This is a genomic window from Ruegeria sp. AN11 (assembly GCF_056536005.1).
Map to the genome: position 1 here is coordinate 1,756,863 of NZ_JBQFJD010000001.1, position 19,150 is coordinate 1,776,012.

Annotated in this window: 14 protein-coding genes; 6 read left to right on the forward strand and 8 right to left on the reverse strand. The window is 53.7% G+C overall.

Translation table 11 applies throughout. The features are described from left to right. Window positions 1-62 precede the first annotated feature (62 nt). Complete coding sequence (locus tag ACR3EQ_RS08720) at window positions 63-1,619, reverse strand: DNA cytosine methyltransferase (RefSeq protein ID WP_480490384.1); 1,557 nt, start codon at window positions 1,617-1,619, stop codon at window positions 63-65. A gap of 113 nt (window positions 1,620-1,732) precedes the next feature. Here ACR3EQ_RS08720 and ACR3EQ_RS08725 point away from each other — a divergent pair, with 113 nt between their 5' ends. Beyond that, the gene (locus tag ACR3EQ_RS08725; protein ID WP_480491752.1) at window positions 1,733-2,158 is read left to right on the forward strand and encodes a very short patch repair endonuclease; all 426 of its coding nucleotides are present in this window, start codon (window positions 1,733-1,735) and stop codon (window positions 2,156-2,158) included. Window positions 2,159-2,525: 367 nt separating this feature from the next. Here ACR3EQ_RS08725 and ACR3EQ_RS08730 read toward each other — a convergent pair whose 3' ends face one another. Beyond that, on the reverse strand, window positions 2,526-3,179 hold the full coding sequence (locus ACR3EQ_RS08730; protein WP_480491754.1) for a DNA primase family protein: 654 nt from the start codon (window positions 3,177-3,179) through the stop codon (window positions 2,526-2,528). 65 nt (window positions 3,180-3,244) lie between these two features. Here ACR3EQ_RS08730 and ACR3EQ_RS08735 point away from each other — a divergent pair, with 65 nt between their 5' ends. Both ACR3EQ_RS08735 and ACR3EQ_RS08740 read left to right on the forward strand, forming a co-directional pair. After that, window positions 3,245-3,532, forward strand: a complete 288-nt coding sequence (locus ACR3EQ_RS08735; protein ID WP_170548140.1) for a transposase — start codon at window positions 3,245-3,247, stop codon at window positions 3,530-3,532. Window positions 3,533-3,555: 23 nt separating this feature from the next. Continuing rightward, on the forward strand, window positions 3,556-4,386 hold the full coding sequence (locus tag ACR3EQ_RS08740; protein ID WP_170612379.1) for an IS3 family transposase: 831 nt from the start codon (window positions 3,556-3,558) through the stop codon (window positions 4,384-4,386). A 501-nt stretch (window positions 4,387-4,887) separates the two neighbouring features. On the opposite strand, the gene ACR3EQ_RS08745 is transcribed toward ACR3EQ_RS08740, so the two are convergent. Both ACR3EQ_RS08745 and ACR3EQ_RS08750 read right to left on the reverse strand, forming a co-directional pair. Next, on the reverse strand, window positions 4,888-6,798 hold the full coding sequence (locus ACR3EQ_RS08745; protein WP_480490386.1) for a mechanosensitive ion channel family protein: 1,911 nt from the start codon (window positions 6,796-6,798) through the stop codon (window positions 4,888-4,890). Window positions 6,799-7,369: 571 nt separating this feature from the next. After that, window positions 7,370-7,909, reverse strand: coding sequence for a hypothetical protein (locus tag ACR3EQ_RS08750; protein ID WP_480490388.1), 540 nt, complete (start codon window positions 7,907-7,909; stop codon window positions 7,370-7,372). Window positions 7,910-8,323: 414 nt separating this feature from the next. On the opposite strand from ACR3EQ_RS08750, the gene ACR3EQ_RS08755 reads away from it, so the two are divergent. Both ACR3EQ_RS08755 and ACR3EQ_RS08760 read left to right on the forward strand, forming a co-directional pair. Then, a complete protein-coding gene (locus ACR3EQ_RS08755; RefSeq protein WP_170473712.1) occupies window positions 8,324-9,304 on the forward strand; it encodes a nuclear transport factor 2 family protein in 981 nt (326 codons plus the stop codon). A 143-nt stretch (window positions 9,305-9,447) separates the two neighbouring features. Beyond that, window positions 9,448-10,401 (forward strand): ornithine cyclodeaminase family protein, encoded by a 954-nt coding sequence (locus ACR3EQ_RS08760; RefSeq protein ID WP_170619945.1) that lies wholly within the window; start codon window positions 9,448-9,450, stop codon window positions 10,399-10,401. Window positions 10,402-10,507: 106 nt separating this feature from the next. On the opposite strand, the gene ACR3EQ_RS08765 is transcribed toward ACR3EQ_RS08760, so the two are convergent. After that, window positions 10,508-12,433 carry a DUF3604 domain-containing protein gene (locus tag ACR3EQ_RS08765; RefSeq protein ID WP_170612355.1) on the reverse strand — a complete coding sequence of 642 codons (1,926 nt, stop codon included), beginning with the start codon at window positions 12,431-12,433 and terminating at the stop codon, window positions 10,508-10,510. A 460-nt stretch (window positions 12,434-12,893) separates the two neighbouring features. Between ACR3EQ_RS08765 and ACR3EQ_RS08770 the strand changes: the two genes are divergently transcribed. Then, a complete protein-coding gene (locus ACR3EQ_RS08770) occupies window positions 12,894-14,420 on the forward strand; it encodes an alpha/beta hydrolase (RefSeq protein ID WP_480490389.1) in 1,527 nt (508 codons plus the stop codon). Window positions 14,421-14,792: 372 nt separating this feature from the next. Here ACR3EQ_RS08770 and ACR3EQ_RS08775 read toward each other — a convergent pair whose 3' ends face one another. Genes ACR3EQ_RS08775 through ACR3EQ_RS08785 form a run of 3 tightly spaced genes read right to left on the reverse strand, consistent with a single transcriptional unit; the run spans window position 14,793 to window position 19,095 of the window. Further along, complete coding sequence (locus tag ACR3EQ_RS08775) at window positions 14,793-16,013, reverse strand: permuted SH3 domain-containing protein (RefSeq protein ID WP_170613815.1); 1,221 nt, start codon at window positions 16,011-16,013, stop codon at window positions 14,793-14,795. Window positions 16,014-16,018: 5 nt separating this feature from the next. Then, complete coding sequence (locus ACR3EQ_RS08780; protein WP_170613817.1) at window positions 16,019-18,382, reverse strand: FtsX-like permease family protein; 2,364 nt, start codon at window positions 18,380-18,382, stop codon at window positions 16,019-16,021. After that, window positions 18,379-19,095 (reverse strand): ABC transporter ATP-binding protein, encoded by a 717-nt coding sequence (locus ACR3EQ_RS08785; RefSeq protein ID WP_170613819.1) that lies wholly within the window; start codon window positions 19,093-19,095, stop codon window positions 18,379-18,381. Before ACR3EQ_RS08785 ends, ACR3EQ_RS08780 begins: the two co-directional genes overlap by 4 nt. Window positions 19,096-19,150 lie beyond the last annotated feature (55 nt).

Below are 19,150 nucleotides of genomic sequence, written 5' to 3' on the forward strand. Positions count from 1 at the left end.
GATTGCCCGCTTGAGGATGTCATTTTGGTGACTCTGGCGATCCGACGCTTGGCACCCGTTTCCTAGGGTAGGATCCGCAACAGAGCCTCTGCAATCTGCGCGGCAAGGAATGGGGGTACGGCGTTACCCACCTGAGTGTACTGCTGCGTTCGATTTCCAAGGAAAAGATAGTTGTCTGGAAACGTCTGAAGTCGAGCCGCTTCCCGAACCGTCAGGCTTCGGCACTGTGTAGGATCAGGATGAATGAAATAGTGACCGTCTTTCGAGATATGGCTTGTCACCGTTGTTGACGCCCTTTCCCACATCTGGACTCTAAAACGATCCGCAAATTTCCCACTATTCCAGCTACGGTGATCCGGTGCCAACTGTACCGGAAAATCAGCCGATTTTGCGGTTCGTCCATGTACCTCGGCGAAAACTGAGCAGAACAGGTACCGCGCCAGATCCGATTTCATATGCCCCCTAGTTTCATGCTGCGCCAGCGACATGAGCCGATCATCCGCAAGAAAGTCCTGCAGTGGCCCCGAGTGTCCGTTGGCAATCTTGCCCAGGCTGTAATCTCTGGCACTTCTGCCGAGCTTCCTGTTCGCCTTTGAAACCTGAGCCTTGATTGCTCTCAGCGATGGTCGCAGTGACCTGAGCGTTGCATCCTGACCTCTCTGGCCGGCGAGCTGAATCAACTCAGAGGCGGCACTGGAAACTGTATGTCGCCAGGCTTTCTCATCATCCTCTCGACTCATTCCGCTCCGGACTTCTGGCATGCCCCCGAGAACATCCCTCACTGTCACGGGCTTGCTTGGGCTAAGCAAAGGTGCGTCAACTGGCACCCGCGTTTCTGCCGCTATGTCGGATCGCAGGCCGACGACAAAAACGCGGTGCCTCGCCTGCGGTACTCCGAACTCCTCCGCGCGGACAACAAAGTCACGCGCTGAAGGTGGCTGTAGCGTTTCAAGAGATGGGCCCGATGGTGCAGCAAGAGCGACCAGCTTGTAGCCACCTTGCTCGTGCCCAACCTTTCCTAGATCTTCAAGAATGCGCTCGAAGATCTGAGCTCCTGCAACAGATGACGAGAGAATACCCTTAACGTTTTCCATTACGAATGCTGCGGGCCGGAGACGATCAAGAATTTGGATGTATTCCCTGTAAAGAAAATGCCGTCCATCGTCCTCGGGTACGTAGTCTTGGTTTCCAGCGTTTCTCGATCGCCCAACCAGTGAGTAGGCCTGACAGGGCGGCCCCCCAATTAGTATCGTTCGCCCACCTGAATCGTTACGGATCCGGTCGATGCGCGGAGTGAGGATTTTCTTTGCCTCTACACTGCCTAGCTCAAGTCTCAGGGCTTCGGAGCGTGCATCATTCCAGTATTGCGGATACGCCTTCTCAAGATCTTCCAACGTCCGCTCGCCCGATAGAAACTGATAGTAGAGTTCTGGAAGCTCACCGCGCGGAAATCGTCGCGTGAATGCCCTGAGTGTCAGCGTGCGATGAGCGGAAGCTTCCATCTCAACAGAAAGCGTGACCTCGAAAGGTCGACCGTTTTCACTCGGAACCGAGGAAAACCCTTCCGCCAGTCCACCGGGACCAGCAAACAAATCTACTACCTGATAGGGTTCCTTCATTGTCCGGGAATTGCTCCTGTTTTTGATGGAACTCTTCTACCAGGATGATAGGCAATGGCCAGAGACAATATGACATGAACGATCCCTTGACGCCCGAGCAGCGCCGCAAGGTCATGCAGGGCAATCGCGGTAAGAACACGAAACTCGAACTCGCCGTCAGGCGGGGCCTACACGCCCGTGGCCTGCGCTACCGCTTGCACGGGTCAAAGTCGATCGGCTCGCCCGATATCGTTTTCCCGAGGTATGGAGCAGTCGTGTTCGTGCATGGATGCTTCTGGCATCAGCATTCGGGCTGCAGACTGGCAGCCAGTGTGCGGGGCAGAACTCACGACAGATGGGAATCCAAGTTCCTAGCAAACATCGAAAGGGACGCTCGAAACATCCGGGCCGCGAGGGAGGCGGGCTATCGCGTGGCTGTTGTCTGGGAGTGTGCGGTAGAGCACCGGAAAAAGATGAGCGCTCTACGCAATGGAAGCCTAGAGCAACTCGAACAGTGGCTTCGCGATGGCGCATCTGAACAGATAATCGAGATTGGATGAAACCTAGGCATCCAGGATTTGACCATTGAACAAAACAGCTGCAAAACACGGGCCAAGTTTCAAAGGTCTCTTTAGAAGCCATTCCTCTCTCGCACCTGAGGTTGACCTTTCCGACTGCAGCCGGAACCGGAACAGACGTCTAAAACACCCCTTGGATTGGCGCTTTGGGTCCTTCCCCGAGGATTGGCTCTACCACGGGGGGCGTTGAGCCCGGGGTTCGAAAATATTTGGAAAGTCTCTGGAGACACCCGTTCAGAAAAGCGTATGAAGCGCATTTCGGTGGATCTCCCTTAAGGACAAAAAGGCGCTTAAGACAATCGGTGTGGGAAAAGCGCAAAAATACGCTTTATCCGCTCCACCCCGATCTTCAATCAGAAAAGTCATTAACAGCCTCCAACAACTCGATGCCCACGATCCGCCTGATAGAGGTACCCGGCGCTCTCTTGAGACCACGCTGCGTCATGAGCCGCGAAAACTGATTCTTTGACATCGGGGACAATCCGTCTTCCATGCAAAAAAACCGATAGCTGGCGTAAAGATCCCCGACCCCGGTGACAGCGGACGCTACGCGCCTACAGTGTTGCGCCTCCCATTGGCCGATGACGTCGGTTTCGTTTCGGTACAGATTGCTAAAAGCCTTGATACTTGCCGGGATCTTCAGACCTTTGTGCTGCCACGCAATGCATCCATCAATGGCCCAATTCAAAACGCCGGGTAATTCCTCACCGATTATTTGAGAATCCAAATCCGGAACGCGCTCTTCTTCCGGTATTTGAACCCCGAACTCGACAGGGACCAATCGTCGCCAAAACCCGTCGCCGGCATCGTGCGCTCCGGGCAGGTAGTTGCCTCGAATGAGCAACTTGTGCGTCGGAAAGAACTCGAACGCTTCGTGGTGCAGAAAACGGGCGGACACTCGCTCTCGAGAAGCCAACTCTTTTAGTCGCTGATCGTCCCAAATGTCGCCCTGCCCTAATTCGTTGATCTGAGCCAACCTCGCTCCCGGCAAGCGCGCTTTCAGCCGTTCAGCTTGTCTTAGCCCCGTAAAACTGTGCCACTATTTTGGTGTCACGGAAGGGATGATGGATGGCTCGGAAGCGGTATTCGGATGAAGATGCGTTGAAGCTTTTGCGCGAGATCGACGTGCATTTGCATGATGGTTTGGATGTTGTGAGCGCTTGTCGGAAGGCGGGGATTTCAGACAAGACGTATTACTACTGGCGCAAGAAGTTTGGCGGCATGGGGCGGCCGCAGTTGTCAGAGATGCGAGCGCTTCAGAAAGAGAATGAGCGGCTTAAGAAGATCGTGGCTGATCTTCAGCTCGACAAGCTGATCCTGAAGGAGAGCCTGGATCATTTAAAGCCCAAGGCCTGACGGTTGATGGGTTGCGTCAGGCCGTGATCCACACCCGCCAAAAGCTGGATACATCGGAACGTCGAACCTGCGCAGTGTTGGGTGTGGCGCGGTCCAGTCATCGCTATCGGTCCAAGGCTACTAGTGATGATGCGCTGCGCCTGGCGATGATCCGGCTGGCCAAGCAATACGGACGATATGGTTATCGGAAAGTGACAGCGCTTTTGCGGATAGAGGGCTGGCAGGTCAATCACAAGAAGATCGAACGATTATGGGGCGAAGAAGGCTTGCAGCTGCCACATCGGCATAAGAAACGAAGGCGGCTCTATCACAAGGGCAGCTCTGTCATCCGGCTCAGGCCCACGCATCCCAACCATGTCTGGGCGATTGATTTTGTCCATGACAAGCTGAGCAGTGGGCGGAGCTACAAGATGCTGACTGTGCTTGATGAGTACACCCGTGAGGCGCTCTGCGTGGCAGTGCGACCCAGAATGAATGCAGCTGACGTTCTGGACGTTCTGCACCGGCTGCTGATGAAACACGGTAAGCCCGAGTTTATTCGTTCAGACAACGGCCCGGAGTTCATCGCTGCACCGCTTCAGGAGTGGCTCCGACGGGTCGGTATCCAACCGATCCAGATCTACCCAGGGTCACCGTGGGAAAATGGCTACAACGAACGCTTCAACGGAACACTCCGTCGCGAAGTCCTCAACGCCGAATGGTTCCACACAACCAAACAAGCTCAGGTCGCCATCAATGTCTGGCTCAGACAATACAACCAGATCCGGCCACATCATGCTCTGAACATGCGCCCACCTGTGCCTGAAACCTTATTAGAGAAACCTCAATTTAGTGGTGCCGAACGAGGGGGCTAGACACCACAACATCGCTTACAATGGCCACAGGGAGAAATTTCCCCCGTATGATCCGATTGGATCATGCTGTGCACAAGATACCCCCAATAGCCGAAATTCAGGGCGAAACTTCCAGAATCCGGCGGTGAACAGCCGCTTCTCCATCAAGTGCAAACGCTGGCGGAACATGAGCCTATGACCGCTACGCTATGCCATCAGCATTGCCCCACTCGTCATTTACTGGCTACTGGTAGTGGTTGGCCGACTATGTCGTCAACCGAAGACCACCCTCGTAGACAGAACCCACGGCGGCCCTTAGCGGGTTTCCGGGGGATCACTTTGCTTTCTTTTTTCGCAAAGCGGGCGTTGGTTGAAGGCCGGCTAAATGACTGTTCTGCGGACAAATTAGCCGTTCGCTACCGCGCGGCACTGGGCAGTAATACTGTAAGACTAAATGAAAACCGCTTCGCCGTTTGCACTAGTGACTTTTCTACGATGCGTAGTTGGTATGTAACTCACAGGTCAGGTCTTTTGTGAAGAGCTAGAAGCGTTGGTACAAGGCTCTTCTTCGGGATCAGCTGCCGAAAGCCTCTCACCACCACTAGCGAGTTCTTCGTTCGTTGCGGCATAGTCGGGTGACCCAATTGGTGGATAGGAGAGCCGATCCTCCATTTTAGCTTCGTCCGGACTGGAAAAGCTAGGGAAAGGCAGGCGGTTACTTCGCCGCCACTTGTCAACTTCATCGCCGGCCTTTGTGCTTTTTTCAGTATCGAGCCCGGCATCGCGGCTTAGATAGAGTGTGCTAGAAGGAAAAGCGAAACTTGTACCGGAATCTTCCACGATGTCCTTTATGCGTAGCATCACATCCTCACGGACAGCGTAAAAATCATTCCATTCCCGCGTGCGTGCGTAGATCCGGATATGGATGTCTAGCGAACTTGCACCGTAGCCGTAGAACCGCACGCGGATCGTATCGTTGTCGATCCTTGGGTGCCCGAGGAACATTTCGCGGATCTTAGCTAGGACATAGCGCAGCTGGTCAGCGCCAGTCTCGTAGCGCAAGCCGATCACGTGATCGATCATCATTTGGTCACATTCGGCCCAGTTTATCAGCTCCATGTCAGCAAATTGAGCATTTGGGATTGTGATAAGTGTCCTATCTAGCGCACGAATCTGCGTCGAGCGTACACCAATCGTCTCGACTGTTCCGCTCCTATCACCGAATGAGCAAAAATCACCAACGCGGATTGGCCGGTCTATGTAAAGAATGAAACCACCAATCAGGTTCTCAAGTGTCGGACGTACTGCCAACGCGACTGCGATTCCGCCGATGCCCAAACCGGCCATGACACTTAGTACTGGAAGCCCGAGAGCGTCAGCTCCGAAAGCGAGGACGATGATCGCAGCGACTGCGCCAATAACTCGACCGATCAGTCGAAGCATGTTTCTGTCTATGCTTTCTTGTTCGCTATTTACACGCTGCATGAACCCTTGCGTCGCAGCAATAACTAAAAGCCAGACGATGTATGCTAGCGCAACGTAGGTGACAAAGGTTTGAACTAAACTAACAAGCGACGATAGGCGCCCGACTACCAACAATTGGTTCTCAAAAAATCGAGCTAGAGAACTGGCCGCAATTATCACTACGACTGGAGATAGAATTTGCAGCAGGGTATCGGAGAACACGCTTTTGGTGGAATAATTACGTGTCACCTTATGCCAGAGTATCAGTGCAGATGAGACTAACAGTATGGCAATCAGACCGATCAATACCTTCCAATATGGTGTATCTAAAATACTTTTAGTAAGTGCTGAAGGGACGTTTCTCTGCAACCAGCCAGGTATCATCGGTCCCGTGCCCTGCAATAATTCCCTGCGCCAGTCGTTTATGCGGACTTCTGGCTTTGTTGGAAAATGAATTACTGAGCTGTGGATCCGAGGCGCAACCTGCACCGTGTCCGGGCTAAATAGAAACTCGAGTTCACGCGGCCCATCCATCATTTGAACAATTTTCAAAGGAGTGCCCGGAATTCGATAGATCCCTCGACCGTTGCTGTCAAAGGAGTCAACACCAGGCACATCCGATAACTCCGGCAGCGGCACTCGAGCAATAATGTTCAATAGATAACTGACGGTCTCGATACTGGTAATTTGCTGTGCTGCGGGCGGAACTTTGGAAAGGTCGACTAACGAAGACAGGTCGCTTACCAATTCCCTAACACGTTTTCCGTTCGCTCGATTTCGTTGATTTCGATAGACTTCGACGGCTTCCTCGAGGGAAGTTCGCAGCGTTAGTAGCTTTCTGAGTGTGGCGCGTGGGCTCTCGTTGTTAAGAGCAGCCAGACTCAACGCTGCCGATTCATCTAATTGCTCCTGAGCAATCACTCTAGAATTTGAGATAAATGCCAAAACTACCGACAGCGCAATCAGCATAAGCCAAAAGCGTCTTGCATGCATTGTTGCGCTTATGTAGCTCCTAATAGCAGTCCCCTTGTTTGTACCCTGAGGTAAGCTCGCCTTTAATCACTGTATAGCGCGATATCTCAGATCCGACGCAAAGGTAGTTCGGATCGGCCTTTTGTCCATCAGGACAGTTGAAAGGGTAACTGTTGTACAAGTTGGAAGCTGTCTTAATTCAGCTAGAAAAATCTGAACTAGATCGGTGCTGGTTTTTTTCCGACTTTCAATCACAGCCAGAAGTTAGTGACTTTGAAATTCCAAGACGCTCACGATCTGGCCAAGTTGCATGGTCTCCCAAAGAACGCGTATCTCATCGTCGAGAAATTCCGAGACGAGACGTTGGCTAAAATCGGTCTGGAGCCCGAATTTATAGCGGTCACCAACTTAATTATTTGAATTGCGGCTTTGGGCTCTTACCACCTGTCTGAACCCACTGCAGAGAATGGCTGCTCCGAGACCGCACCGATTACTCCTGAGCAGCTTGGAGCCTGAGGATAAATCTGGCAGATCGCAGGAAATTTTCTTCGACGCGACATACAATGTTTTATCTAGTCAGCATCTTGGCTGTTACAGCGGCAATGCTATTGTCGTAACCGCCTTTAGCAATTCGCAATAGACGATCTTTCAGCCATGCTTGGTCCCATAGTAGCCAACCCATTTCATCAAAGTGCGTTCGGAGAGAATCGCGGGATGGACCCGCTACATTACCAGCTGCCAAGACCAATTTGATTTTGGGATTTTCCTGTATCAATCCGAGCTTTCCGAGTTGCTTGATCAGTCTATTGCTAACTACGGATAGTGTTTTTGGTTCATTGAATAACTTATACCGCTTTGCATCCCTCTCATTTTGGCCATCGAATGCCGAGACTTTAACGCCGCTGCTGTCCAGATAGGACTTGCACTCGACCATCAAGAGTTCGTTGTCCCGGCCATTGTAAGCTATGACGTCAAGCTCCCAGCGCGGACTAGTTGGCCGCCCGATTTCAACCTTATCTTGTTTGGTCAGCTCGACCTTAAAAGATGGTCGCGTCCAGTAACCCTCTGCCCAGAGAATCTCGCTAATGACATGTTCAAAGGCATCCAATGCTCAGCAACTCCGTCGACCGTTTTCCTAAAGATTTATGGTATCCCATGTCTTGCACAATGGAATGCAGGCATAGCAGAATTTCTGCAAGGTCCACTCATCCGCCTTTTACAATCCAGTCCTGAATTTCTGGTATATGCGGTTCGCGTAATACTGCACATGCGAAAGACTGAAGTGTGATCGACGGAAGGTATGGGCTCGATGCTGTCATTCACGAAATCGCAACCGACGTCCGCTCTGCGGACAAAGCTGACTATGTCTTTATAGCCGCTCCGGCTTGGCCTACACTGACAGGACCTCAGAAATGGAGATCTCGGGAAAAGGTTATGCCATGACACGCTTCAAAAGGAACTGGACGTGCGAAGGTCATGTTTTTCGAAGTAGTTTTCTGGCCGTCGACGCGACGGTTTTGGCATGAGAGATACGATCAGCCCCTCTTCGGAACTCGCCGCTATAGTGGCACGATGGATCAACGCCTACGGTCGGGGCGATGGAGAGACGGTGGCACATCTTTTTTCTGATGACGCTGCCCTGTCATACTTTGGCTCAGCACACGGCGAGGCTTGGAAAGGCGATGCGCTGCGTCGCGGTATGGAGCAATACATCGGTGAGGTTCCACGGTTCAAGTGGCACCCAAAAGACCTGAGAGGATTTGAATGCGGATCACTCGGTTGGGTCGAATGGGAAGCAAGCATTGAGGGTATTGAAACAGGACAGATCGCGCACCTACGTTCTACGGTCATTCTGAAACTCGACAAAGGATCCTGGAAGATTGTGCACGTTCACAATTCCCTACCGGTCAACAACGTAGAGGGATTTGGGTATGAGGCCAGAGGCTTTGAGGAACTGCTTGATGCCGCCCTCTCTACACCCCATGAACTCGGCCAAAGTGGTATAGCGACCATCATGTTCACCGATATCGCGGACAGCACAAAAATCGCTGAGGCTATAGGTGATACGCTTTGGAGCGACGCCCTCGGAAGACATCTGCGACTTGTCGAAACGCAGATCGTCGGGAGTGGTGGACGTACGGTGAAATCACTGGGAGACGGGGTGATGTCGTCTTTTGCTTCCGCAAGGGCAGCATTGCTGGCAGCTCAAAATATTCAACAGGCGAACGCGGCGGAAACAAACGAGCCAAAGTTGCGGGTTCGCATCGGCTTGCATACCGGCGAAGTGATAACTTCTGATGCTGATCACTTCGGGACTGTTGTCAACAAAGCAGCACGTATAGCCGCCCTGGCAGCACCAAGTGACATTCGCGTCTCGGATGCCACACGGATCATGGTGGGCGGATCACAGGAGTTTCAATTTGCCGAGCAAATGACTGTTCCGCTTAAAGGTCTCGAAGGAGAGCATACAATTTTCAAACTCAACTGGCTTGAGACAACTTGAGACCGTAAGCATGAAAACAGAAATCCCAATGCAACGAATAATGTACTCGAGTGAAGTCCCAATCTAGACACCCAAAGCTTATGTTAACACGCAACTTAATAGCCTAATCGGGAAGCCGGGTTGTAAAGCGGTGCGGCGCCAACATGACTTCTGAAAGCAAAATAACTTATCTTTCTGACAAAGACTTGGAAGGTTTAGGTATCCAACCTTCGGAAGTTGCCGACGCGATTGAATCTGCGCTGATAGCCAAGGCAAGTAAGCAGCTTCATACGTCCCCCAAGATAGCCATTTTGCCCGGGGATGGACGGTACGCAATGTCGACCTTGGCAGTAGGAGATGATGGGTTCATCGTGACCAAACAGGTAACGGTGTGTCCGAACAATCCGGCAAAGGGGCTCCCTGCGATTAACGGCGCTATCATGGTAATGGACGGGCAAACCGGGGTTCTCCGGGCAGTCTTAGGGGCAAATTGGGTAACGGCTGTTAGAACAGCGGCACTGTCAGTCGTCGCCGCGCGTCGACTTGCTGATCCAAATGCTGAGACAGTGGCTTTTGTTGGGGCCGGCGTGCAAGCTCACTCCCATTTGGTTGCGTTTTCCGAGGTTTTCCCCTTGAAAAGCATTCGTGTGTTCGGACGTGGCAAAGCGAATGTCGACAAGCTTTGTCGTCGGGCTCGGGACATGGACCTCGACGCCCAAACAGCCACCAGTGCCAAGGACGCCTTGCGTGATGCCGATCTGGTAGTGACATCAATAACTTTGGACTATTCCATCGAACCTTTTCTGGATGCCCGATGGCTAAAGCCGACTGCCTTCGCCGCCATTACAGATGCCTGCATTCCGTGGCTTCCAGGGGGTATGACCGCTTTCAAAACTGTTATTGTTGACGACCGAAAACAGGAATCTGAAAGCGACAAACCAATGCTGCCATATCAGCGAGTAACAGGGGACTTGACGGAAATTGTCTCGGGAGCAGTCGATACCACTTTAAGCGAGAAACCGGCTGCATTCGCTTTCAGAGGGATTTCTTTGGGAGATTACGCAACAGCGGTACTCGCAGTTCGTCGGGCCGCCGAGGTACGAGCTCGGCAAAAGTAGGAATCTTTAGGCTTTCGGCTCAGCGCTGCCATTTTCTGCGATGAGCATGATTGAACGCTCGCAGCCCAAAGCGGTCAGTCAAAAAGCAAGGAAAATGGGCATTATCTTAATTATTCGGTGAATACCAGATCGGTGACGTATACGCGCGCTCTTGTCCGATCAATGTCGCTTCTTCAGGAATGTCAGCGCCTAGACGCACTTTGTCGTAAACGACCCAGCGTGGCGTCGGGATTTCAATGACCCGCGCGTAGTAAAACGCGTGTTCGACGGCATCAAAATCTGGGTCCACCCAGACCGTTCCCAGCTCTGAAGCGCCGATGGTGTTGACATAGTTTGCCGCTTCCAGGTCGACCGTATTGCCCACTGCTGGCAGTTTCCCGTCAGCATCCAGTTCACGGTCACCCGACCACGCCACATCATAGACTTTTTCCGACAAGTTCCCGTCGCTGTCCATCCAGCCTTTGACGATCTGGATGCGATCAAGATTGGCCCCGATGGGATCGCGTAGTGCATAGACCATGAAAGTTGGCGCATCGGACGTTGCCACTCGCAAATCACCACCCATCGGAACACCCTTTTCGTATCCAACAAAGGCTGGAGCGCGAGACCTCATGTCATCCTCGTCGAACTCCCATCCCCCAAAGAACCGCACAGCCATGCGCGGACCTGTTGTGGCATAGACCTCGCGGCGCACCATGGCATCCCATAGACTAGCGCGCGTGTTCTCTTCGGCCCAGACACCTGTGTACCCTGACGCCACCAATGACCAACCGGGGAAAATTCCATTTTCTGTTTCGGTGAACGGATGCGACGCACGTGTCAATGAAGGTTCGGCATTTGTTGCTTTACCAAAGTAATTGTCGCTGTCAGCGGTTGCCAGAGATGTATGGCTGTCCGTCGCGCCGGACAAGCCAAATTTGTATGGGTTTACACCCGTGCGCGCCTCGATAGCGAACCCCTGCTTTAGCGCCTCGCGCGCATATTCGCCTGACAGCATATCTGGCGTTTTGGCTTCAGTTAGATCGAGATTCCCCGCATCCCAAGTCTCGTAATTCGCAAACTCGTCATCCGGACTAAGTGCGGGGTGCGCTTCGCCGTCTCCCTTGATCTGGGTGATTTCGTATAGCGGTTCCCATCTCATCCGCGCCATTGCATAGGCTTCGTCCACAGGTTCGCCATTGTAACGTGTTTCAGATGGGAACATGATGCCGTTTGACAGGTTTCCATTGTGCGCGAGTGCAAAAGCCTGTCCGCCGGTATCGGCCTCATAAGCCTCCAACCATTTGTACAAGTCCATCGGGTCTGTAGAACCAATGGGGGCTTGCGTTGTCATAGGTTGGACCTGTTTGACCCGATCTGCATTGTCACGAAAAATGATATTGCGGTGCATGTTGTTGCCCCGGATCAGCGACGTCCACTCAAAGCCGTGGAAAGCCGTGAAGTCTCCCGGATCGTTGAACGATTCCACGGTTGCGATCATGTCTTCCCAGACCGAGGCATAGATAGGCGATCCAGGAGAATAATCTGCGATCAAGTCTGGATCCATGTTCCCTTGAGAGAACGTAGTGATCAGGTCCAGAGCTGCTGCAGCAGACGCCTCACCGCCGTCTTGCAGACCTTTTGCCCAGCGGGAGCCCTGTTCTGATTCCATAATGTTGGGAGATCCTTTGGCCAAATCGGTGATCATGCCCATTCCATCCGAGTGTTCCGTTGTCACGATCCAGTCTAACGGTCGCGCCAATTTAACACGCTGCCCCGTGGCAGAGACGACCTCTTCGCCTCGCGCAAACCGAAGCATTGTGTCCAGATCGGTCGTGTTCCCGAAAAGACCGGCATCCATTGAAAGACCGGTGTGAATATGAGTGTCGCCCCAAAATACGCGCGATGGAAAGCTGCGCTGAGCATAGGGTGAATAGGCTTTGCCGGGGTAAAGGTTTTGAAGGGACTCTTCAGAGGGTACAAACTGTGCGTCGGCTGCGCCCGAAATTAAAAATATGGAAGAGAACAAAGCGGAATTTAGGTGCCTGAGCATAATAAACCTCCCAAAACTTGCTGAAATCAAAACGCGTTATTTTACGAATGCCGCACATTCAGACCCGATGATAATACGTCATTCTTACCATGTCTTCGAATTTCCGCTTTGTCCGCAACGCGGTCATTGATTGGCTGCATAGCGAACGACCGCTCCGAGCCAAAGCGGACATGTCCGTTCCACATATTATGTGCGTCCTCAGGGAGAGGGACCGCAAAAGCTTCGGTGCTTGCGATACCCCGGAACTCACACAATAAACATGGCCCATCGCGCTGCGTTTCACTAAGCTGGCTGAGTTGTCCTGGATCGTGGAGGAACGATTGTGTGGTGGATAAGACCACTGATTGCCGGAGTATCCCTCCCGTGCCTGCTTTTAGGTCTTCTGTTCTTTGCAGCCTCGCTGACCCCCTCCCTCATTCCACGCGAGCCAATGGTTCAGGGATTATTAGGCGGGATCTTGGTGGCGCTTGGCTACCTACTGGGACGTGTGCTCGAATTGATTTGGCAGGCCGCCGATCTGCCTCGCATGCGCGGACGTCTAGCGCTTGTTGGCAACATTGTCTTTGCAGCTCTTGTTGCCGGATTTTCAATATGGACGCTGACTTTCAGCTTTGAATGGCAGAATGAGCTACGCGCAAAAATGGGGATGGAGCTTGCAGATGCAAAGCACCTGGCGCAGATCCTCTTGGCAGGGACCGGAACCTTTGCGCTTTTTTTTCTGATCGGCGCGTTCGTGGCGGCCCTGTTCCGATGGGTCAGGGACCGCTTCTATCGCTTCATGCCGCCGCGCCGGGCCAACGTTCTGGGCGTTGTGACGGTCGCCCTACTGCTCTTCGTCGTCACCCGCGACGGCATTTTCGACTGGTTGGTCACAGGCCTGGATGAAAGCTTCGAGGCCGCTCAGATGCTGTTTGATATCGCGCCTGACCTGCCCGAAAGACCGGATCAGGCTGGTTCCGAAGCGTCTCTGATTGACTGGGCGGCGATGGGTCAACCTGGTCGAGATTTCGTCCTGGATGGCCCGGACGCCGAAGCGATTTCCGCCTTCACAGGCAAACCCGCGCTGGACCCTATTCGGGTTTATGTCGGCCGGGCGAACGGCGAGTCACCGCAAGAGCGGGCCGAACTGGCACTTGCCGAGCTAAAACGGCTGAGGGCTTTTGATCGGGAAGTTCTGATCGTTACTAGCCCCACAGGAACCGGTTGGATGGACCCGGGTTCTCACGATCCGGTGGAATACATGCACAATGGCGATATCGCGACGGTTAGCGCCCAGTATTCCTACCTACAATCGCCTCTGGCACTGGTTCTAGAAACCCGGACCGGACTCGATCAGGCGACCGCGCTTCTCGACGTGGTGCACTCCTATTGGCGGACGCTGCCAAAGGATCGCCGCCCAAGATTTTACGTGCATGGTCTGAGCCTTGGTGCCTGGTCGTCGATGTACGCCACCAACCTCTTCCGCCTTGCCGACGACCCGATCGATGGAGCCTTCTGGGCCGGCCCGCCGTTTCCGTCACGGTTCTGGCAGCAAGCGCAAAACGCGCGCGATCCTGGCAGTCCATGGGTGCTCCCCATCATTGGGAACGGATCGTTCGTCCGATTTGCGTCTCACTTCTCGGATGCCTCTCAAGCCATCGCTGACTGGGGGGAGATGCGGATCGTATTCCTGCAGTATTCCAGCGATCCGATCGTTTTCTACGATCCGAGTTCCCTTTGGCGGGCACCGCCCTGGATGAACGAACCTCCAGCCGAAGATGTTTCAAAGCAACTCGTCTTCATCCCGGTAGTCACGCAGTTTCAGTTGGCCCTCGATATGGCGTTATCTTTTGGTACGCCACCAGGACATGGACACGCCTATTTTGCGCAGGATTACATCTCGCCCTGGGTCGAGGTCACGGCCCCTGCGGACTGGACTGCTACAGACACCAAACGGCTGAAAGCGCATTGCGATATCGGGTACCAGCTTGGATGCCGGAACCGGTGAACCAGTGTCGACGTTCCTTAATCTGTCTTGCGAGCTCGGCACACGCCGTCGATAGAAGTTGAGAGATTATTCCACATTCCTGAGAAGCGGCGTGCAAGGCGAACGACCGCTATGCGGACAAACCAACCGTTCGACAACAAACTCCCAATCTTTGGATTTGCGCGTCATTCATAGAGCGCTCAACACCTCCAGACCCCTTGTGGACAGGAGACAATCTGAGCCATTCACTGCTTACCACAAGAAACGCCCAACTCAAACTTTCTTCATGCCAAGGCAGTAGATTCCCAATAATGTTCAAAGACCTGTGAACCTCAATTTGGTGACATGATCATCGTCTTTACATAAGCTGAGTGGGTTGGGTTAGTGACATGTCTACCGTTTTGTGATCCGCGTTCCGTCAACCAATCCTGAAGATGGGTAGAGAACAATTAAATCATCCGCGTTCAAACCACTGGCGACGCTGGCGTGCACGCCATTGGTCGCGGCGACTTCGATTGGTTGTTCGAAGATTTTTCCATCCTCGACCAGAAACACAAACAAGCCTTGCTGCGCCCGGAACATTGCACTAGCAGGAATAATCAACGCTTCCGGATCTTCCTGAATGACGATCCGTACTTCTACCCGGTACCCGTGGCCCAATCGGCCGGTGGATACATCGGGTGTTTCCATTGAAATCACAACGTTTACGCGCTGTTCCTCGACCCCCAAGGCCGAGAACTTTGTAAATCCAAGCGGATCGATGCGCTCTACCGCTCCGTTAATCGGCTTCCCCCCGCCCCATTCGTCAATAATAACACGATCGCCCACGGACACCTGAACAGCGTCAGAAGACAAAAGTTCGGCAACAACCTCAAGGTCTCCGTCGATGTCGCCGATTTCCAGGATGGGAGCCCCCGCAGGCAGCGTAATTTCGTTTTGCTGTATCACTTGCAGAACCCGCCCAGTTGCAGGCGCCAGCAGCGGGATCACTTCGTCCGAGTGTGATGTAAGTGCCGATGCAATGCCACGGTCATCAAATCCGATCAGCTGAGCACGCGCATTCGCCAGTTCTGCGGTTCGAACCGAAATAGCAGCCTCGGCACTGTCGACTACGGCCTGGGCGACTCGGCCTTCGCGCTCGGCGCGGGCCAACGCCGCCTCACTGATGCGGCCGTTCTTCATCAGCGACTCCGCGCGTTCCAGATCTTCTTCCGCCAGCGCCAGATCTGCGACCGCTTTGTTTAGATCGGCGCGGGCCACGCGGAGAGCAGCTTCTGCAGCAGTGACCGCCGCGCGGGCCTGTTCGCGCGTCCGTACATCAAGCATGGAGGGATTGGTGGGCAACATGCGTGCGATGACCGTTTGATCCGCAACAACCGGATCACCCGGCTCCACACCAACGCGGAGCAGTCGTCCGGCAACTGGTGTCGCCACAACATATGAATCGTGCACACGCGTGCGCCCCTCTTCATCAACCGTGACGATTAGGTCCCCAACTTCAACCTGAGCCAGATCCACCGCCACCGCTCGAGGCCAGAACGCTACAAGCAACACGATCGCAATTATCACAATGGTGACAATCGAAAGCACCCACCGTGATTTTTTTTGCGCCATCAGGACTACTCCTTAATTTTCAACGCTTCGACCAGGTCAACCCGGTCCACATCTCGCTTTACAATCCAGCCAGAAACTATTGAAGCAGCCAGAACCACCAGCACCGCAGTGCCATACCCGCTGGGATTAAACACGCTTGGGACCTGATAAATGTCGGTGCTAAAACCTGCCGATATCGCAAACGACAAAAAGTAGCCCATGAGTGCTCCGAGAGGCAAAGCAACGAGTACGACAACCGCCAACTCCCCCAAAAGCACATAAGATGCTTCGCCCTTCGTGAACCCGATGACGCGCAGGCTTGCCAGATCACGCATGCTTTCAGAAAATGAAATGCGCGCGGTGTTATAGATGATCCCAAAGGTGATCACAGCCGCGATGAGCGCCATCAAATAACGGGTGGACCCTGCGCCTTCGTTCATGATCTTTTGCATCGCTTGCTCCGCATCACGCTTGACCGAGATCCCGGCCACCCGCGGCAGTTCTGCAAAGTAAAGCTGCAAGGCCTCAAGCCGATCGGATTCCGCCGACAGGTAGACTGCCGAGACACGCCCCGGTTCTTTGAGTATGCGGTTAAGCCCGTCGAGGGACATATACGCAGGAGATCCAAGCAAAGTTTCCGCCACACCTGTAACTTGTACAGTCAATTTCGGACGCCGCCCCTCCAGCACGTCAATTTCAATGGTATTTCCGATTTCCGCACTCAAAACTTTTGCCAAAGCAGTCGAAAGCACAATGCCATTCGTGTGAAGTTCTACCGGTTCCAAGTCTGACTTCAAAGCGCGGTTCAGACGCGCGTCTTGTTGCAGCCCGTTTACCGCACCACGATACTGGCGCAGTCCATGCCGAAACAACACAGGCACCACACGAACGGGCTCAACGGTATGAACGCCGTCGAGCGATGCAAGCTCATACTGAACCGTATCGGACAGCGGATGTGTAAAACTGACCATGGCATCACTGCGGTCAATGACGGAAAACGTCATATCAATGGTCTTGTCGAAGCCGGCCAGAATGCTAACCATACCAACAGTCAGTGCCATCCCGCAGGCAATCCCGACAATCGCGCCGAGGATACGGCCGGGTTGCCTCACAATGCGACGCATCACCATTCGGGTTGGCTGGTCCAAAAGCCTTTTTATGCGCGGACCGAAGGCCCCAGTCCTGCTATAATCTACCGGCGCGGGAGGTCGCATAGCGATCGCGGGTGTCAGACTGAATACCGATCTCAGAACGAGAATTGCGCCTGCGGATGCCGCCAAGACACTGACTGAGACTCCAAGAGCAAAGGCACCTGCACTGATCTGGAAAACGAGGAACGGAAACTTGTAGTACGTCTGGTAAACACCCGACAAGAGGCGCCCCAACAGAATCCCAAGCGCCCCGCCGAAAACGGCACCGCACAATGCGATCACCAAAACAAGCTTGAAATAGTGAACACCTATTTCAAGGCTGGTGTACCCGAAGGCTTTTAGTATTCCTATTTGTTCTCGTTCGGATTGGATCATTCGGGCAATCACGATATTGAGCAGGAACGCCGCGATAGCCAGAAAGATCGGCGGCACCACCCCTACTGTTGCGCGAAGACCAGCGATTTCTTCTGTCACGAACCTGTTGGACGCTTGATCTTCCAAACCGTAAGCGCCCAAACCTCCATATTTGTCGAGTAGGCGGTTTGCCCCGGCGATCACCTCCTGCGTATTGGCATTTCTTGAGAGCAAGAGCAGCGCTTCGTTGAAAGCCCCCTTCATGTCGAAGGCTGCTGCCATGGCATCCTCCAACATCCACAAAACGGCAAAGCGTGTGTCGTCCGGCACAATTTCTCCCGGAGCAGCGATGTAGATGAACTCCGGGCTTTGCGCCAATCCGACAACAACAAAGGTTCTTCGAGCGCCGTTCATCGTCGCAGACAGACTATCACCAGGTGCCAGACCAACGGCGTCGGCAAAGCTCTGCAATAGCAAGACTTCGTCATTGCGCCCGACACGGGGCGCGCGACCGCTTGTAAGCATGTAGTTGTTGATGAGCGGACGAGCATCCCGCGGTATTGAAAGTGCCGTGGCGCGCACGGGTCTGCCAGCCTCTTCCAGCGTAATCAGAGCCCCGCCAGTCACCCGCCCTTCAACCGCCGTAACGCCGGGCAGATTGGCCAAATGCTGAAGCACCGTTTGCGGCGCGCGCGCGGCTGGAGCAAAGACATCCGCAAGGCGGTAGCGTTCGTAATACGTACTGCGTGTCTCGGAAAGCGTACCAACCAAACCGGTCATCATCACGAGGGTCATTACACCCAATGCGATAACACTGGCTATCGCGACGGCTTGCCCTTTCAAGCGGCGCAAAGTCCGAACTATTTTCTTGTCAAGCGGACTCACCAGTTGATCTCGTCAGGTGTGAGCTTTTCGGAATTGGCCTGAACATCTTGGATCATGCCGTCTGCAAACTTTATTACCCGGTCAGCCATATCTGCTGTTGCAGCCGCATGTGTTACAATGAGAACAGTGGTGTTCAGTCGTTCATTGACGTCTTTCAGCACCCGAAGCACGGCCCGACCTGTCTGGCTGTCGAGCGCTCCGGTCGGCTCGTCGCAGAACAAAACAGTGGGTGTTTTCGCAATGGCACGCGCGATGGCTACGCGTTGCTGCTCACCCCCTGAAAGCTGCGCTGGAAAGTGATCTTTCCTTGCGTCCAGCCCGACAAGGTCCAGTGCGTCCGCGGGTCGCATCGGGTTCTGTGCAATTTCGGTGACCAATTCCACATTCTCTTCGGCTGTAAGGCTGGGCATGAGATTGTAGAACTGAAACACGAACCCGACATGATGGCGCCGGTATAGCGTCAAGTCGCGATCCGAAAGGCTTGTCAGCTCTGTACCTCCAAACCACGCTTGCCCGCCCGATGCGCGATCGAGGCCTCCGAGTATATTTAGTAAAGTGGACTTCCCGCTGCCTGATGCACCGAGCAGTACGACCATCTCACCTTTCGGGATTTCAAGGTCGACGCCCCGCAGAGCGTGGACGGCGGCTTCCCCTTCCCCGTACACCTTGGATAGAGCTTCCGTACGAAAGGTATAACCAGGCAGGTGTTTCATGACGACACACTGTAATAGCGGGGGCGGCGGGTCAACACATTGGCAAATACGGCAA

Bases quoted from the DNA above. Each gene is read 5' to 3' on its own strand.
- ACR3EQ_RS08720 (WP_480490384.1), bottom strand. From the start codon at position 1,619: ATGAAGGAACCCTATCAGGTAGTAGATTTGTTTGCTGGTCCCGGTGGA.
- ACR3EQ_RS08725 (WP_480491752.1), top strand. From the start codon at position 1,733: ATGCAGGGCAATCGCGGTAAGAACACGAAACTCGAACTCGCCGTCAGG.
- ACR3EQ_RS08735 (WP_170548140.1), top strand. From the start codon at position 3,245: ATGGCTCGGAAGCGGTATTCGGATGAAGATGCGTTGAAGCTTTTGCGC.
- ACR3EQ_RS08745 (WP_480490386.1), bottom strand. From the start codon at position 6,798: ATGCTGATTGCGCTGTCGGTAGTTTTGGCATTTATCTCAAATTCTAGA.
- ACR3EQ_RS08755 (WP_170473712.1), top strand. From the start codon at position 8,324: ATGAGAGATACGATCAGCCCCTCTTCGGAACTCGCCGCTATAGTGGCA.
- ACR3EQ_RS08760 (WP_170619945.1), top strand. From the start codon at position 9,448: ATGACTTCTGAAAGCAAAATAACTTATCTTTCTGACAAAGACTTGGAA.
- ACR3EQ_RS08765 (WP_170612355.1), bottom strand. From the start codon at position 12,433: ATGCTCAGGCACCTAAATTCCGCTTTGTTCTCTTCCATATTTTTAATT.
- ACR3EQ_RS08775 (WP_170613815.1), bottom strand. From the start codon at position 16,013: ATGGCGCAAAAAAAATCACGGTGGGTGCTTTCGATTGTCACCATTGTG.
- ACR3EQ_RS08785 (WP_170613819.1), bottom strand. From the start codon at position 19,095: ATGAAACACCTGCCTGGTTATACCTTTCGTACGGAAGCTCTATCCAAG.